The organism is Paenibacillus sp. JQZ6Y-1 (genome assembly GCF_040719145.1).
Lineage (GTDB): Bacteria > Bacillota > Bacilli > Paenibacillales > Paenibacillaceae > Saccharibacillus > Saccharibacillus kandeliae.
Genome location: NZ_JBFDUZ010000003.1, coordinates 91,913 through 108,574, shown reverse-complemented (window position 1 = coordinate 108,574; position 16,662 = coordinate 91,913). Strand labels below are relative to the sequence as shown.

Genomic DNA, 16,662 nt, shown 5'->3' with positions numbered 1-16,662 from the left:
TTGGATGATAATGAATGCACAAAGTGAATATTGATAAATAGTATGGAAAAATATAAAAGCCAGCTTGGCAGGCTCTCTCCACCTGCCAAGCTGGCTTTTGCTATCTACATCCCACCCATATCGTCAATCATCGCTCTCATCTCCGATTTCACCGCTTACTTTCAGCCCTTTTAATCTTCCCCTTATCGTTTTTTAAGCTGAATTTATACTTTATCCGGTATAGTAAACTGTGTTTTGTAAATAGATCCACATCACCGGGCACGAACGGAACGAGATCACGTCCGGTAGATGAACAGATAGGGGGAATGACAACAATGCTTCAAGTCCAGCAAGTCAGCAAATATTTTGACCAGCGGCGGAGTGTGGACGGGATTGATTTTGAGATGGAGCGTGGGGAGATTGTCGGGTTTCTTGGTCCCAATGGTGCGGGCAAGACGACAACGATGCGCATGATCACTGGCTATCTGACGCCAACATCCGGGCAAATCTGGGTCGACGGCATCCCGATGCACGAGCAATCGCGCAAAGCGCGGGCGCGCATCGGGTATTTGCCAGAAACGCCGCCGCTGTATCCCGATATGACGGTGCAATCGTATCTACGTTTTGTCGCCGATCTGCGCGATGTACCTGCGCGCCAGCAAAAGCTGCGCATGAGCGAAATGATCGACCGTCTCGGTCTGCAAGGGCGCGAACGTCAACTGATCCGTTCGTTATCCAAAGGCTACAAGCAGCGGCTTGGGTTGGCACAGGCGATTATTCATCAGCCAGATTTGCTTATTTTGGATGAGCCGACGTCAGGGCTTGATCCGAATCAAATTGTAGAGATTCGTCAACTGATCCGCGAATTGGGCGAGCAGCATACGGTGCTGCTGAGTACGCATATTTTGCAGGAGGTCAGCACGCTATGCAACCGGGTGTTGATTATTAACAACGGCAAATTGGTGGCAGATGGCGCATCCAACCAGCTCGACAGCTCGCTGAACAACCAATTCCAAGTCGAATTGGAAGTGAAGGCGCGCCCAGCGGCGCTTCGCAAGCTGCTTGATCCGTGGAAATGGGCGCAAGCAGACTATACGCTGTCGGAGGATCACCAGCAGGAGCAGTTGATTCAGGTTCGTTTGCAAGGAACGGACGATACCGATTTTCGGGAAAAGCTGTCGCTGGAACTTGGCGCTGCACGCATCCCGATTCTGGAGCTGCGTAAAGAGCGCATGAGTCTGGAAGAGGTATTCGTGAAGCTGACAACAGAAGCGGCGGCATCTGGGAGTGCGCAGCCTATTGTGGTGTCAGACGCAGAGGAGTTTACGAGCAGTGATGTAGATTCCAGCCCTACAGACAAACCAACCAACACCAAAGGGGGCAACGCGCAATGAGACGAATGTGGGCGGTGTGCTCCAAAGAACTACAGATGTACTTTTTCAATCCGACCTCCTATTTCGCGATTGCCGTCTATGTACTGCTGTCGAGTCTGATGTTCTACGTCAGCTTCGTCGTGTACCAGCCGAGTATTATCGACTACCGGCTCGTACTGGGAGATACGATGTTCATGCTGCTGATCGTTGTGCCGCTCTTAACGATGAGGCTGATGTCGGAGGAATTTCGGCAGGGCACGGATGAGCTACTATTAACCTCACCCATTAGCGCAACCGAGATTGTAGTCGGTAAATATTTGGCATCGCTTGGACTGTTACTCGTGCTGATCCTATGCAATCTAGTCTATCCGCTGACGATGTCCTTTTTCGGCAAACTTGATCTGACGCTACTAGGATTGTCCGTGCTGGGTGTATTCCTGCTCGGCGCAGCGATGATGGCTATCGGATTGTTCGCTTCCAGTTTATCGCAGCACCAGATGGTAGCGGCAGTGATTGCTTTTGTTATTTTGCTAACGCTGTGGCTGATGGATTCATTCATGTCCGGCGTTACGGGTTCCAGTTTGCAGGAATGGCTGACTCCATTTTCCCTGTCCGCGCGGATGAATAATCTGATTAAAGGCGTGCTGCACGGACCGGATATTTTGTTCTATATTACCTTGTCGGCACTGTTCTTGGTGCTGAGTATTCAGGTTGTAGAACGGAAGCGGTGGAGGTAATGAAGATGAGCAAATGGATTACACGTACCAATGCAATTGTCGTCTCGGTGGCGGCGATTGGCATTTTTATTGTATTGACGTTGTTTTTGAACTCGCTGGGTAATTTCCAGACCGATTTGACAAAAAACAAGCAAAACACGCTGTCTGACCAGACGATCAGCACGGTGAAAAGCATTAACGAACCAGTCGAGGCGATGGTGTTCATGAATGCGCAGGATGCGCAGGTGTATACACGCGAAGTGACCGACCTGCTGGATGAATACCATAAGTTGAACAGCAAGCTGGAGGTCAAGCAATACGACCTATTGCAAAATCCCGAACTGGCGCGCCAATACGGCGTAACCGAGAGTACCGTTGTACTGAAGCAAGGTGAACGTACCAAATCGATCCCTGTCTACAATATGTTCAGTAGCAATGGTGCTGATAGTACCGACAGTGAAGCAGCAACTGCGGCTTCGTATCAGTTTACCGGCGAGCAGCAGCTTACATCCGGTCTGTTATCCCTATCGTCGAGCAAAGCGTACAAGGCGTATCTGCTCAATGGGCATAACGAATTTAACACCTCTACACTGAGCGTGCTGGCAGGGCAGTTAAAAGAAGAGAATATCGATGTATCCGAGCTGTCACTAGCACAGCAAGGCAGTATTCCCGACGATGCTAGCGTGCTGATGATCGTTGCCCCGCAAACTGATCTGAGCGCGGCGGAAACGAAAGTCATTCGTCAATATGTCGACAAGGGCGGTAAGCTATTCCTGTCGCTCGGCTTTAACGAAAAAGCCAAAACCGCTTGGCCCAACATCGATTCCCTCATGAGCACATACGGCATTACTGATACCCATGCGGTAGCGGTGGAACCGAAGGGACAATCGCTGTACGATCCGCTAACCATCGTGCCGGAATATGGCAACCATGAGATTACGACCAAGCTGGCTGCTAGCAATCTGTACACGATTATGTCGCTGTCGATTGCGCTCAAGCAAGAAGCCAAAGACGGTTTGACTGTCACACCGCTCTTGTCCAGTTCAGCCGATAGCTATGGCGAAACCAATCTGTCTGGTCTGCTGGAATCGTCCACCAAGAAGGATGCCAATGATCTCACTGGTCCGTTTGACCTTGGCTTTGCCGTAGGTGGCTCAGACGGCAAGCCGAAGGCGATTATACTCGGTGGCTCAACCTTTATGATGGATCAATCGATTCAGCAGCAAGGCAATCTGGACTTTGTCGTGAACAGCATCAATTACCTGATCGGCAATGACAGTCAGGTGACGATCCGACCGAAGGTGGAAGACCAGTACCAGACTGCAACATTGACACTGCCGCAGGCGCGCACGATCCTGATCTCCACCGTTATCGTATTCCCGCTGCTGTTCGTGGCGGCAGGAATCTTCCTGTGGTGGAGACGCCGCAGAGCGTAAGAAAGGGGCATTTCTGATATGGTCAAAAAGCTACTGCCCTCGATTATCCTGCTGCTTATTCTAGCAGCAGGTGTCGGCTACGCATATTCCCAGAATTTTTTCCAAAAGCAAGAAGACACTGCGGCAACACCGGCAGAGAGCAAGCTGCTGACGGTGGAAGATAGCGCGGTACAAAGTATTACGATTCGCTCCAATACAGGAGATAGAAGCAATTCTTCCGGTGTCATGAATACTGGAAATGCAGCCGAAAAGAAGGATACTTCTACTGTCCGATTGGAGCAAAAGAACGGACAATGGAGCATGACGTCACCCGCTGCGTATCCGATCAACATGTATATGATCGACGATTGGTTGAGCACGCTCAAGGCGGCAACCGTACACAGCACGGTTGAAGAACAGCCGTCCGATGTATCCAAATACGGATTACATGCAGACCAGCCGAATATGACGCTTACTACCAAGGATGGGCAAACCTATACGTTGCTGTTTGGTGACGAAGTACCAACCAAAGGTTATTATTACGCTCGTTTGAACGATGGTCCGATTATCGAATTATCGGAGCAAAGCATCAATGACCTGTCCGGTACGGCATTCCAGTTTATCGACACTACGCCGATTGGCTGGGATGACGAACAACTGAGTAAGGTAGTTTGGAAAAGCAGCGCTCCGTCTGCGGACTGGACACTGACCCATAAAGCCAACAGCGCTGATCCGTCCCAAGATGAGTGGACGCTGAACGGCAAATCGCTAACGAGCGATCTGGCAGGCAATATTACGGATGCGATCAAGAACATGCCAACCGCTGAGTTGCCTGTACCAGCATCGCAGGTGCAGTCGTACAAGCAGTTACTAACGCTGGATGTGCAACTGCTGAATGGCGAGAAGACAACGGTACAGCATTACACCGGCTGGCAATCGCCGCAGGATCGGAATCATATTTGGATTGTTGAGCCGAGTGGGAAGTGGGCGTACCAGTTGACGGCGGATAATATCTCTACCGCTGCGCAATCGGCTGATAGTGCGAGTTCATCCTCTGAGAAGAAATAAAGCCTTCATCGTCAGCGCTATACAGCATTGATATGATATCCGAGTCCGAGTACCAAGTGAGTATATTGAATAGTTGGAAAATATCCGCTAGCAGTACAACGATATGCAGTAACATAATTGCCAAATAAAAAGCAGTCGATTCTCTACAGAATCGACTGCTTTTTTATTAGCGTTATTCGCGAGTGATGGGATTGGTTAGTTCCGTATGTCCCATTAAGCTGTCCGTTTCTTTTCCATCAACGAGTACTTCGATACTGGTGACTTCGTTAAACTGAAAGAATGTTTTTTTCAAAGCCTCGATTGCTAATGCTTCTCCGCCAGCTCCTAATCTTGCTTCATTGGGGATATGAATATCCAATGTCAGTTTCCCTTGAGCAAACGTATCTGAGCGCAAATCAATCGTTCCCCATAAAGGAATAAGATCTTTTTGCTTGCTGTCTTGGAGAGCAGCGTAGGTTGCACTGTATTTTTGTGTATCATCGTTGAAGACGATAGTTTGAGTATGTTCTTCCAATTTTGATACTTGAACGTCAGCATAATAAACGTTAATTTCTTGAGACTGTTCGTTTGTTTTATCTGGAGAAGTAGTCGATACAGCTTCACTGCTTACAGGATTAGAACCTTGAACCATATTGGAAGCAGGCTTATCTATACAAGCTACCGAAAATATACTTACCGCACAAATGACCAATGCTACATACATTCCTTTTTTCATACCAGCACATCCTCGTCAATTAGTTCCTGTTCTACAACTCCAAGTATTCTTTGATTCCATCCACAATAGCTTGAGCCGCTTTATTCTGATTCTCTTTGGACATCATCGCTTGTTCTTCTTCGCTGTTACTTAAAAATCCAATTTCCAAAAGAGCAGCCGCCATTTTGGTTTCGCGAATCACTTGGAAACTTTCATTTTTGACCCCGCGATCCGTAAATCCTAAAGCTTGAATCAATTTTTCGTGAATGATTGTTGCTAACTCTTTACTACTTTCACGTTGGTAATAGTATGTCTCTGTTCCTTTGGCCTGAGGAGAGAGCAGGACGCTATTCGCATGGATGGATACGAATACATCGGCTTGAAGATCATTCGCCAGTTTCACTCTTTCTGATCGCGTAGGATAAACATCTGTTTCTCGAGTCATGATTAACTCAATATTAGGTTCCTGTTGCAACAGATTTTGAACTTTGAGACTTAACGCAAGAGTAAAATCCTTTTCGTGTTTTTGCGTGATGCTTGTTGTGCCGGGATCGGTTCCTCCATGCCCTGCATCAATAACGACGACCTTTTTGCCATTATTTATAGCGGGGAGAGGTGCAGAATTGTTCAGCATACTCAAATCCAATATAAATTTGCCTGTGCTGGTCTGCTGCTGGTATTGAATGGCACCTACATTTGTAAGTTCGATGACAATACGAACCTGAGCAGGATCATGTTTATACAGGGAATAGCGGATGTCCTTTATATTTGGAAAAGAGCTAGTGTCCAAGCGCTCCATTGCTCCTACAGCAGGAACATTTTTCATATTCCCAAAATTAGTAGAAGGGAAGTCTAGAACAATGCGATTAGGATTTTTAAGCGTAGTAATAACTGGCGTCGTTTCGTGATCCAATGAGACGACTAGTTGATCGTTGGCATAATTTATTTCCTGTATAAGATTGGTTGTTGTATCGTTAGGATTCTCCAAGACAGGTGGAGATATGTTAGGTACAGGGCTGGATAAAGTCACGATTTTATCGCTATTATTCCAACTAACGTCTAGACCCATCGCTTCGCTGACAAAGCGTAAAGGAACCACAACCGTATTGTTCATTAATTGAGGAGCTACGTTAAGTTGGACAGTGCGATTTCTTATAGACGCTTCGTTTTTTCCGACCGTCAATGCAACGGAGCTTTCTCCTTGTTGGATATTCACGATTTGTGTACTTTGATTCCAATTGACAGTAAACTTTAAATGTTCAGCAACGACTCGAATGGGAATCATAATATTATTTTGTACATTAACGACTCCAATATCTTTGGGTAAATCAAGCTCTTGACCATCCAACATGATTCTTGTCTGATCGGTAGCTGCATGAGTAGGTATGGGAATGAATACAAACAAAAGCATACTAAAAAGCACGATCCATATACTGTTTTTCATTGTGCACCCCGGTTTTGGTTTATGTAGTAGTGGATGTTGTTACATCGAAAAAATGCCCTATATGTTGATCTATGTATAACAGAATCTACAGGAAAGTAACGAAAGCATATTGATTGGATCGTTTTGCAATCAATTTAACAATAAGGGAATTCTACCTGTTATTCACCTCCTTACAGCTAGATATTAGGTTGTAGTCACATCGTTTCAATCTGTGCTGAGCTGTACTTTATGTATTCTGTACATCCATATAGGCGTTTGAGCAATGCAATTGATTTCTTATTGCTGTCAATAGATGATTTTGCTTGCTAAGTAGTGAGACGCTATTCTAACAAGAAAGTTGTGAATAAAATGGTTTTTGTTCAATATTATTTAAATAATGGTTTTTTATTCTAGATAAATCCATGATTGCTGAATGGTACTATAGACAATTGAAGTATCTAGTTCTTATATATATCTAGGTTGATTGCACAGAGTCACAGCAGGTTCAAAAGGATATCACTGGACATAGACTACGCTTGTAGCAAATCCGAAGGAGCTGAATAAACAAAATGACGTATAGATCTTACGCCCAATCAAGCGTAAGTCTCTATACGTCATTGTTGTTAGTTACCCGACAAACGTCCGACCTTTAATAAACACATGCTGCAATGCCATCTGCTCATCCAACACCAGCACATCGCCTTGCTTGCCAATTTCTAAGCTGCCAAACTGCTCGTACAGATTCAACTGACGCGCCGGATTGCCGCTTGCTGCTTGGGAAGCCTGCAAGATCGATAGTCCCGCCTGCTCCACCAGAAAACGAAAACCCTCGATCATCGTCAACCGACTGCCCGCCAGTGTGCCGCTATCCTCTGGCAATGTGGCAACGCCGTTGATCACTTTGACTGGCTGATCGCCTAGCATGTAATCGCCGTCGCCCAGACCAGCGGCGGACATGGCATCAGTGATCAGGATCAGGTTGTTTTGCTGCTTGAGCTGTGCCAGCAGAGACACGGCTGCCGGATGGACGTGAATGCCATCGGCGATGATCTCGGCGTGAATCGCTTGCGTACTGAGTACAGCACCAGCCGTTCCGGGCTTGCGATGATGCAGTGGGGTCATGGCATTGAAGGTATGCACCGCATGATTCAGCCCGGCATCCACCGCGTCCATGATCTGCTCGTACGTGGCATCCGTATGACCAGCGGCAGCAGTAATATTGTGCGCGCGCAGCCATGCAATCACTTCCAGCGCGCCTTCGCGCTCCGGTGCGAGCGTCAATTGCTTGATCAGCCCCGGATATGCGGCATGCCATTCTTCTAGCCATTGCACATTTGGCAGCACGATATGACCCGGATTTTGCGCACCCGGCCATTTTGGGCTAATAAACGGACCTTCCAAATGCACACCGACAACCTGTGCGCCCGGCATATCGCCTTGTTGTACATACGCATGTACTTGCTCTAATACCCGGTCAATATCTGCACGCGGCGCAGTCATTGTTGTCGCCAGAATCGACGTAGTACCTTGTCCAGCATGGAACGTAGTAATGGTGTCCAGCACTTCGGGATTGGAATCCATAAAGTCCTGCCCCATGCCGCCATGCACATGAATATCCACAAAGCCCGGTAATACCAAGCCGCCTTTGGCATCATATACAGGGATGGTATCTGTAGCAGATGGGGATGCATCGCCTGTATCTGCACTTGGAGTAGAGACCGTATCAGTACCCTGTTCCATCGCTGTTCCTACATACGTAATCACACCGTTTTCTACAATCAGCGTTCCGTTCTCGATTACCTGCTCCGGCGTTACAATCTTGCCATTGACGATGCGAAAGGAAGTGGGGACGGGTGTTGCGTTTGAATCATCGGTATGGGTCATTGCTGAAATAACCTCCCAGCCTCCGCATCCATCAGTACGGTTACGTTCGGGTGCAATTGCAGCAGCGATGCTGGGCAGAGAGTGGTGATTGGACCGGTCAATGCACGGTGGATGATCTCCGCTTTGTCTGCACCGCGTACCATCAGCAGAATCTGACGCGATTTCATAATTGTACCGACGCCCATTGTGATCGCTTGTGTTGGCACTTCGTCGATGGAGTTAAAATAACGAGCATTCGCCTCGCGCGTTTCTGGCAGCAGATCGACCACATGCGTGCTTGGCACCAGTTCATTGCCCGGCTCGTTGAAGCCGATATGTCCGTTGTGCCCGATACCGAGTACTTGCAGATCAATGGATGCTTCGGATAGCATTTCGTCGTATCGACGACATTCCTGAGCTGGATCAGCCGCCTGCCCGTTTGGCACATGCGTATTTTCCGGCAAAATATCGATATGGTTAAATAGATGCTCATTCATAAAGGTACGATACGAAGCTGGATGATCCGTCGGCAATCCCACGTATTCGTCCAGATTGAAGGTTTTTACCTTTTCAAAGCTGATTACGCCTTGATTGTAAATAGCGATCAGTTCTTTATATAATCCGACTGGTGTACCGCCTGTTGCCAGACCAAGTACCGCGCGTGGAGATGTTTGCACCAGACTGGATACGATATATGCTGCTACTTTACCAAAATCCTGTTCATTGCCTACCTTGACCAAATTTACCATGAATCTCAACCTCCTGAGTCTTTGCGGTAACGCCGCACATTTTTATAAGACAGCTCCAGCTTGTTGACCGAATCGTTAAACTGGGCGCTGATCATACCGGTGAATAGAATATCAATAATATGAAGCTGCGCGATGCGGGATGCCATATCGCCGCGCCGAATGCCTTTTTCTAGTGAGGAGGAGAACAGTGAGATGTCCGCGACTGATGACAGCGGATTGGAGCTGTACTGGGTAATGGACAGGGTAGTTGCTCCATTTTCCTTAGCGCAGGAGAGCGCGTCAATCGTTTCTTTAGTCTCGCCAGAATAGGAGATGGCGAGCGCAACATCCTCGGATGTGAGGGTAGAGGCGGACGTAATCTGCATATGCGAATCGGCGAAGGCGGTGCAGTTTTTACCGATACGAATGAGCTTCTGGTAAAAGTCCTGCGCCACAATCGACGAGGTGGCGATGCCGTACAGATCAATGCGCCGTGCACGGATCAGATAACCGACTGCCTGCTCCAACCGCGGCAGACTGAGCAGCCGCGTTGTATCGTTGATCGAGGTCACATGATTGGACTCAATCGCTTTGACGATCTCGGACAGCGGATTCCCGGCGATGATGTCCTGATACGAACCGGGGATCGATTGCTGCGCCAGCTCGGCAGCCAGCTTCATTTTAAAATCGGGAAAGCCTTCAAAATGAAACGTCTTGCAAAAACGCGTCACTGTCGCTGGGCTGATGCCGCACTGTGTCGCCAGCTGCGTGATCCCCAGCCGAATGATGGACGACGGCTGTTGTAAAATATAATGGGCAAGCCGACGTTCCTGCGGAGACAGCTTATCCAGCCCCTGTTCCAGTACATGAAGTATCGGGGACACCGTTCATTCCTCCTCGTATGATATAGAATAGGTGTAAATGATGAAAATAAATTTCATATTCTCATTCAGCTGTCAGCATAGTTATATAAAGACAATATAAAATCATATCACAATATTTGTGAAAATAATTCATTTATGCACTACGATATAAAAGAAAATAATTTTCTTGAGTTTATAGTAATTCATGCCATGAGGGAATGCAATAGTCTTTCCACTCAAATGATCCCTTTTGTAAAGAACATTAACAAAAACCACCCTTCGCAACTCTGTGTCAGGTCATATATAATGAGAACAGAACGCAAAGCATCAGCTATTCATTTCAAACATACGAAAGGAAACCGTTATGGGAAAAAAGAAACAGCTGAAAATGCACAAAGTCGGAGATGAACATCTGGAGCAATACGTACAACTGCTGCGTTATGTGTTTCAGGTGACGCATCAGGATTTGAACAATATCGGTTGGGAAGAAGCCGAGATTTTGGAAGTATTCGCATCGACCCTGCATCAAGCGGATGTATGGGGCTGGTTTAACGAGGACAAGCTGATCTCGCAGGTAGCGGTCTACCCGTTTCAGGTGCGGATCTTCAATACAACATACGAAATGGGCGGTCTGACCAGTGTCGGCACATTCCCCGAATATTCGGGTCAGGGGCTAATGAACAAATTGCTGAACAAAGCTTTGGAAAATATGCGGCTCAAGGGGCAATCGATCTCGTATCTGTTCCCGTATTCGATTCCGTATTATCGGCGCAAGGGCTGGGAGATCATCTCGGACAAAATCGTGTTTGAGGTGAACGATTACCAGCTGCCCAAGATGAAGCAGGTGCCGGGCGAGGTGGAGCGCTTCATGGCGGAGAGCGATGAGGTGAAGCAGGCGTACCAGCATTTTGCGATGCAGACGCATGGCGCGTTGGTGCGTAATGAACTGGCATGGCGGGAATATTTTATGTGGGATTTGGACGATCTCGTTGCCGCTATTTATTACAATGAAAAGCGCGAGCCGGAAGGCTATGTGCTGTACTGGATTGCAGATGAAGTGTTCCATATTAAGGATATGATTTTCCTAAATGAAGAAGCGCGGATCGGGTTGTGGAACTTTGTCAGTGCGCATTTCTCGATGATTACGAAGGTGCAGGGCAATATTCATACGAGTGAGCCGCTAGCGTTTCTGCTCGAGGATGCGGATATTCACGAGTCCATTTCCCCATACTATATGGCAAGAATCGTCGATCTAGAGCAGTTTATCGCTGCCTATCCGTTCAAGCCAGATACGAAGGAGCGAGTATGGACATTCACGATGGAAGACCCGCTGCTGTCATGGAATCAGGGTGTGTTCCGTTTGCATATTTCGCCGGAAGGTCAGGGTAAGGTAGAGCGTGTGAGCGAACCGACGGATTCGCGCATTGATATTCAGACGATGACGACGATGCTGCTCGGCTACAAGCGCCCTGATTATTTACGCAAAATCGGCAGAATTACCTGCGGCGCGGATACGCTCGATATGCTAGAAGATGCGATTGAGCAGCAGATTCCGTATTTCTCGGATTATTTCTAAGTTCACACGGACTATTCAAACGCAAAAACCAATTGCCACACTCTGCTTATTTCTATGGAAGTAAGGAAGCCAATCCTTAGGTATGTAGGTGTATCAAGAGATAACGTTATTAAGATGTAAATGTATTGAGGTATAACTCTATCAAGACATGAGTCCATCAAGATACAACTCTATTAAGGCATAATTTCATAAAGATATAGCTCAATAAAGATATACGGAAATAAAGAGCCAGTACACCGATTCGATGAAGAATCAACCGTGTACTGGCTCTTTATATTTGGTCTACAAATGGAAAAGTATGTGCGAACAGAAACATATCAGGATGCCTACTTTTATTCCTGCTGATCTACACATCTATACATACACATGGTTCTTCAAGCCGCTTGCTTACGTCCGCTGCGCATCTCTGGCAGCACAAATCTCCAAACGAGAAACACCAGCACGATCAATTGCGGAATGAGTGTTTCCCATGTCGGATACACGCCCAACCAACTGATCGACGGCATACTCGTTATTGTATGTGCCGACAGCTTGCCTGCGACTTGCAGCGAGTGAATACTTTCGCCAAGGAAGCGGAAGACGAGATAGTAGATCAGCACAGTTGCCGTCAGGAAGAACGGGCGAATTGGCAGCTTCACACTGAAGCGGATAATCAGCACAGCAATCACGATCAGAATGACCAGCGCCAGCCCGATACCGAGCAGCAGCTGAGACATCGCAATCGCTGGTGCCATCCCAATATAGAAGATTGCCGTCTCTGCACCTTCACGCAAAATCGCCAATCCTGATACCGCCGCCAGCGACCATAGGCTGCCGCGTGCAATCGCACCGCTGACCTGATTCTCGATATAGCTGTTCCAGTTTTTTAAATTGGCTTTCTGATGAAGCCAATTACCGACACTAATCATCAGTACAACCGCTACGAGACCAGTAATGCCCTCGATCAGCTCCCGCGTGCTGCCGCTGGATGCCATTTGTGAAAAGGCATAAACAAACAGCGCAGCGATAATACCGCTCAGAATCAGACCCGACAAAGCACCACTCCAAATCCAAGCGCCCGCCTGCTTGCTGCCACTGCGTTTAGCATAAGCGAGCAGCGCGGCGAGTACGAGAATCGCTTCCAGACCTTCGCGCAGCAGGATTACCGCTGCATCCCAGAACGTATACGACGTTTTGGAGGTGATAGGAGTTAATTCATCCAGCATGGTGTTGACCACCGTTGTCGCCTGATCCCAGTTGGGCGGCGTTGAGACGAGATAACCCTGTGCTTCGGACATTTCATTTTCAACTGAGGTATACGTGGAGGAAGAGGAAATCTGTACTTCACCCTCCACCAGCGGCCACATCGTAATGAATTGCTGCATCTGCGTCGTTGCTTGCGCTGCATTCTGCTGCTGAATGGACGATTGCACCTGTTGCAGTAGGGCGACCGCATCGCTCAGATGCACGTTGCCATTTGCCGGAGCGCTATCGGCGATATTGCCAGCGGTGTACTGATTGAACAGATCGATCAGCTTTTGCGTTTGTGCTTTCGCTTGATCGGCGCGCGGTGGTTCGGCTTGCAGCGCCACACGGATCATGCTCATCGTCGTTTCCAGCTGACTGTACACGGTAAAGTTATCGGCACGAATCGCATTTTCCACATTTGGCCAAGCGGCGACAATCTGCTTGTAGCTGGCTTGTGCTGCTTGCCAATCGGCTGCATTGATATGTTGCAGCGTCGTATTCGTTAGCGGCAAAATCTCCTGCACCGCCTGTTTACCAGCTGCGGACGGACCATTGGCTTGGGTAGCGTTATCGCCACTGCTGGAAGTTGTACCATTGGCTGTCTCCGCGTAGCTATTAACAGCACGAGCAAGCTTGCCCAGTGCGGATGTTACCGCATCCGGTTGGCTCTCTGCCTGTGCCAGCGCTTGTTGTGCTGTTTGTAAGGCAGTGTTCACATCATTCGCCTGCTGAGATGCCGCCGAGGTATCCAGCTTTGCCCAACCGTCAGCGAACTGCTTCAGTTCCTTATTAGCATCGCTCCATTTTTGCTGCCCTGCATCGACGAGTGCACTCCCGACGAGTGGAAGCAGATCGTCAGCAGTTGGCGTGCTTTCCGCTGCAAAGGCGATGGAGGCGGAGAACGAGGAAAACGGTGATGCTTGATGGGTGTGTACAGTGTTTGCTGGAAGGCTATTGGTGAGCGTTAATGTAAACAGTGCAAACACCGTGGTCAGCAGGGCGATCCGGTAAGGGGTATAAATATTCAGCATATGTTTGCGCATGCTGCGTTCCTCTTTTCACTAAAAAGTAAACGGTCGATCCCAGCGATAGCTGGATCAACCGCTTCAAATTTGCCATCTCTATTCATGTGGGAATATTCATGCGATTACACAAAGATATTCGTCGCTGTTGCGCTGGCTTCTATTTTCTAACGTGAATGGATAACCAACCGTTCACGCCATAAGGAATGTATCCAACGATAAAACAAACTGTCCAAGTGTAAGTCAAAGTATCCACGCTTATAGCAGCGTATCTCCGATATAACCGCCCTGACGTACGCCGGGGAAGCAGGCGAAGGTGGCACTACCGATATGCTGCGTATATTCGTTCAGCGCATCAATTTCGGACAGACGCTTTTGCATCGGAATAAACTGCTTATCCAGACTGCGCTGGTAGCTAATGAAAAACAGTCCCGCATCTAGCTGTCCAGTCACTTTATCCATACCGCTGGAATACGAATATGGACGTCGCAAAATCTGCATCGTGCCGTCGCCGCGCGCAACTCGCATATGGGCATTCATCGGAATGACCGGCTGTCCAGAAGTATCCTTGGCATTCATATCGCCTCGGTCAAATTCATGCTGCGAACCAAGTGGAGCGCCACTGACACGATATCGTCCAAAGGTCTGTTCCTGATCGCCCAAACTGGAGCGATCCCATACTTCGATACGCATACGGATACGTCGTACCGCCATATAGCTGCCGCCGGTCATCCAGCCTGCATTATCCTGCGGCTGTACCCAGACGACCTCGTTCATCATCGCAGCATCCTTGATATTCGGATTGGCGGTTCCATCCTTGAAGCCCATCAGATTGCGCGGGGTGGCATTGTTCGGATCGGCTGTAGTGCTGCGCTGAAAGCCTTCCTGACTCCAGCGTAATACCGCCGCGCCGCGCGCGATGCGGATCAGATTGCGCATTGCATGAAAAGCAACCTGCATATCGTCCGCACATACCTGTACTGCCAGATCGCCGCCACACCATTCTGGTTGCAGATTGTCCCCATTAAAGGCGGGCAAGTCAGCGAATCCAGCAGGTTTTTTACCCGCTAGTCCGAAACGGCTGTCAAACAAACTCGGTCCCGCGCCAAATGTAATCGTCAGTCGGGATGGTGATAAGCCTGCGGCTTCGCCAGTGTCTGCGGGCGGCAGATGCTCGTTTTCATTTTGCCCATCCAGTAATTGTCCGGTCATGAGAGAAGCCGAAGCGACCGTCCATTTTTGCAGCATTGCTTTTAGACTGGTTACATCGCTTGCCGTAACATCAAAGGAAGCAAAGCACATAAAGTTCTGGCTTGGCGTCACGATGCCTGCTTGTTGATTGCCATAAAAGTCGTATCGATCGCTGCCGCCTTCTGTTCCGGTCGTTACATTTTCTGTACTGCCGGGCTGATCGTAGGCAGGCTGTAAACTGCCGCCAGTCGCTGCCATCAGTCCAAAAGCGCCGGTGCTGCCTAGTAGCAGACCAACGCCAGACGCGCCAGCAAGCCGCAGCATATCGCGGCGGCTTACAGGTTTGGTAAAGACTGACTTTGATTGAGATTCATTGGTAGGTGTTGTTGCAGCTTCCGGCTGTACTGCTGGTTGCTGCTGCTGATTCTGCTGTCCGTCAGATGGTGGTGTGGAGGAATGATGATTGCTCATGATTATACTCCCAGAATGGTTCCCATCTGTGATAACGGTTCAGCCAGTGCATCCAGATTTTGACTCAGAGTACGGATGTCTTCTTTCGTCAGCTTGTCATAGCTAACATAACCGCCATCCTTTGTTGCGAATGGAGCCAGTTCCTTGTTCAGCGCATCGAATTTCTCGCCGATTTGTTTTTCCAGATCTGGGTCTTTGGCAGCCAGACTTGGTTTGAGGATTTCATAGATTTTTTGTGCGCCTTCTACGTTAGCGACAAAATCGTATAGGTCCGTGCGGGAATAGCGTTCTTCCTCACCGGTTACTTTAGAGGACGATACTTCATTCAGCAGCTCAACCGCACCAGTTACGAGCAGGCTGGCATCGATATTCACTGTTTCGACTTTGGCACGTAGCAGCTTGGCATCTTGCAGCAGACGATCTGCATATTCGCTAGCACCGTCAGTTGTTTTGTTTTCCCATAGAATCTGTTCGATTTTGTGGAAACCACGCCATTCTTTATCATCTACATCGCCTTTGCGAGCATCAATGTCCGGGTCCAGATTGCCCAGTGCTTCAGCAATCGGCTCGATGCGCTCATAGTGCATACGGGCAGGTGCATACAGTGTTTTGGCTTCATCCAGTTTGCCTGCTTTGACAGCATCGGTGAATGCTTCGGTTTGAGTCACAAATGCGTCAATCTCCGAAATCGCATACGTACGGTATTGTTCTACTTCGCTAGAGAAATCAGCTTTAGTAGCTTCGCTTCCTGCTGCTGAGGAAGAAGTATCCGTCGTTGTAGCGGCAGATTCTGTCGAAGCAGTGCTGGATGCTGCGTTGTTTGACGTTGTAGTGGCAGTTTGCTGGTTACCGCAGGCTGCGAATAGCACAGAAGATAAGAGCAACGTTGCCGGCAATGTATAGCGTGCTTTCATGAAAAATAAACACTCCTTAATAATGATAATCGTTCTCAATAATGTATTTATAATACTGGGGAACGCCTGTAACGTCAATCATTATTTATGTCAAAAAAGACTGTAGTCTGCTCGACATATACCGTGTTGTATATCATGG

General features: G+C 48.3%; 13 protein-coding genes. 5 read left to right on the top strand and 8 right to left on the bottom strand.

All coding sequences use genetic code 11. From position 1 onward, the window contains the following. The first annotated feature begins 314 nt into the window (after positions 1-314). Genes ABXR35_RS16740 through ABXR35_RS16725 form a run of 4 tightly spaced genes read left to right on the top strand, consistent with a single transcriptional unit; the run spans position 315 to position 4,551 of the window. Positions 315-1,373: an ABC transporter ATP-binding protein gene (locus ABXR35_RS16740; protein ID WP_367063002.1), complete on the top strand. Its 1,059-nt coding sequence runs from the start codon at positions 315-317 to the stop codon at positions 1,371-1,373. Further along, entirely contained in the window at positions 1,370-2,089 is a 720-nt protein-coding gene (locus tag ABXR35_RS16735) for an ABC transporter permease subunit (protein WP_367063000.1), read from the top strand. The genes ABXR35_RS16740 and ABXR35_RS16735 overlap by 4 nt, the downstream gene beginning before the upstream one ends. A gap of 5 nt (positions 2,090-2,094) precedes the next feature. After that, positions 2,095-3,504, top strand: coding sequence for a GldG family protein (locus tag ABXR35_RS16730; RefSeq protein WP_367062998.1), 1,410 nt, complete (start codon positions 2,095-2,097; stop codon positions 3,502-3,504). 18 nt (positions 3,505-3,522) lie between these two features. After that, positions 3,523-4,551: a DUF4340 domain-containing protein gene (locus tag ABXR35_RS16725; RefSeq protein ID WP_367062996.1), complete on the top strand. Its 1,029-nt coding sequence runs from the start codon at positions 3,523-3,525 to the stop codon at positions 4,549-4,551. A 172-nt stretch (positions 4,552-4,723) separates the two neighbouring features. Here the strand turns inward: ABXR35_RS16725 and ABXR35_RS16720 are convergent, their stop codons facing one another. From ABXR35_RS16720 to ABXR35_RS16700, 5 genes are all read right to left on the bottom strand, one after another. Then, entirely contained in the window at positions 4,724-5,266 is a 543-nt protein-coding gene (locus ABXR35_RS16720; protein ID WP_367062994.1) for a GerMN domain-containing protein, read from the bottom strand. 31 nt (positions 5,267-5,297) lie between these two features. Further along, on the bottom strand, positions 5,298-6,689 hold the full coding sequence (locus ABXR35_RS16715; protein WP_367062992.1) for an N-acetylmuramoyl-L-alanine amidase family protein: 1,392 nt from the start codon (positions 6,687-6,689) through the stop codon (positions 5,298-5,300). 606 nt (positions 6,690-7,295) lie between these two features. Further along, positions 7,296-8,552, bottom strand: a complete 1,257-nt coding sequence (gene nagA / locus ABXR35_RS16710; RefSeq protein WP_367062990.1) for an N-acetylglucosamine-6-phosphate deacetylase — start codon at positions 8,550-8,552, stop codon at positions 7,296-7,298. Further along, positions 8,549-9,280, bottom strand: a complete 732-nt coding sequence (nagB, locus tag ABXR35_RS16705; RefSeq protein WP_367062988.1) for a glucosamine-6-phosphate deaminase — start codon at positions 9,278-9,280, stop codon at positions 8,549-8,551. Before nagB ends, nagA begins: the two co-directional genes overlap by 4 nt. Before the next feature lie 5 nt (positions 9,281-9,285). After that, positions 9,286-10,143: a MurR/RpiR family transcriptional regulator gene (locus ABXR35_RS16700; RefSeq protein ID WP_367062987.1), complete on the bottom strand. Its 858-nt coding sequence runs from the start codon at positions 10,141-10,143 to the stop codon at positions 9,286-9,288. A gap of 343 nt (positions 10,144-10,486) precedes the next feature. On the opposite strand from ABXR35_RS16700, the gene ABXR35_RS16695 reads away from it, so the two are divergent. After that, complete coding sequence (locus ABXR35_RS16695; RefSeq protein WP_367062985.1) at positions 10,487-11,698, top strand: GNAT family N-acetyltransferase; 1,212 nt, start codon at positions 10,487-10,489, stop codon at positions 11,696-11,698. Between the two features lie 374 nt (positions 11,699-12,072). Here ABXR35_RS16695 and ABXR35_RS16690 read toward each other — a convergent pair whose 3' ends face one another. The 3 genes from ABXR35_RS16690 to efeO all read right to left on the bottom strand — a co-directional run bounded on the left by ABXR35_RS16690 (position 12,073) and on the right by efeO (position 16,523). Continuing rightward, entirely contained in the window at positions 12,073-13,968 is a 1,896-nt protein-coding gene (locus ABXR35_RS16690; protein WP_367062983.1) for an FTR1 family iron permease, read from the bottom strand. 237 nt (positions 13,969-14,205) lie between these two features. Continuing rightward, positions 14,206-15,609 (bottom strand): iron uptake transporter deferrochelatase/peroxidase subunit, encoded by a 1,404-nt coding sequence (efeB, locus tag ABXR35_RS16685; protein WP_436669383.1) that lies wholly within the window; start codon positions 15,607-15,609, stop codon positions 14,206-14,208. A 2-nt stretch (positions 15,610-15,611) separates the two neighbouring features. Continuing rightward, positions 15,612-16,523 carry an iron uptake system protein EfeO gene (gene efeO, locus ABXR35_RS16680; RefSeq protein WP_367062981.1) on the bottom strand — a complete coding sequence of 304 codons (912 nt, stop codon included), beginning with the start codon at positions 16,521-16,523 and terminating at the stop codon, positions 15,612-15,614. Positions 16,524-16,662: the final 139 nt, after the last annotated feature.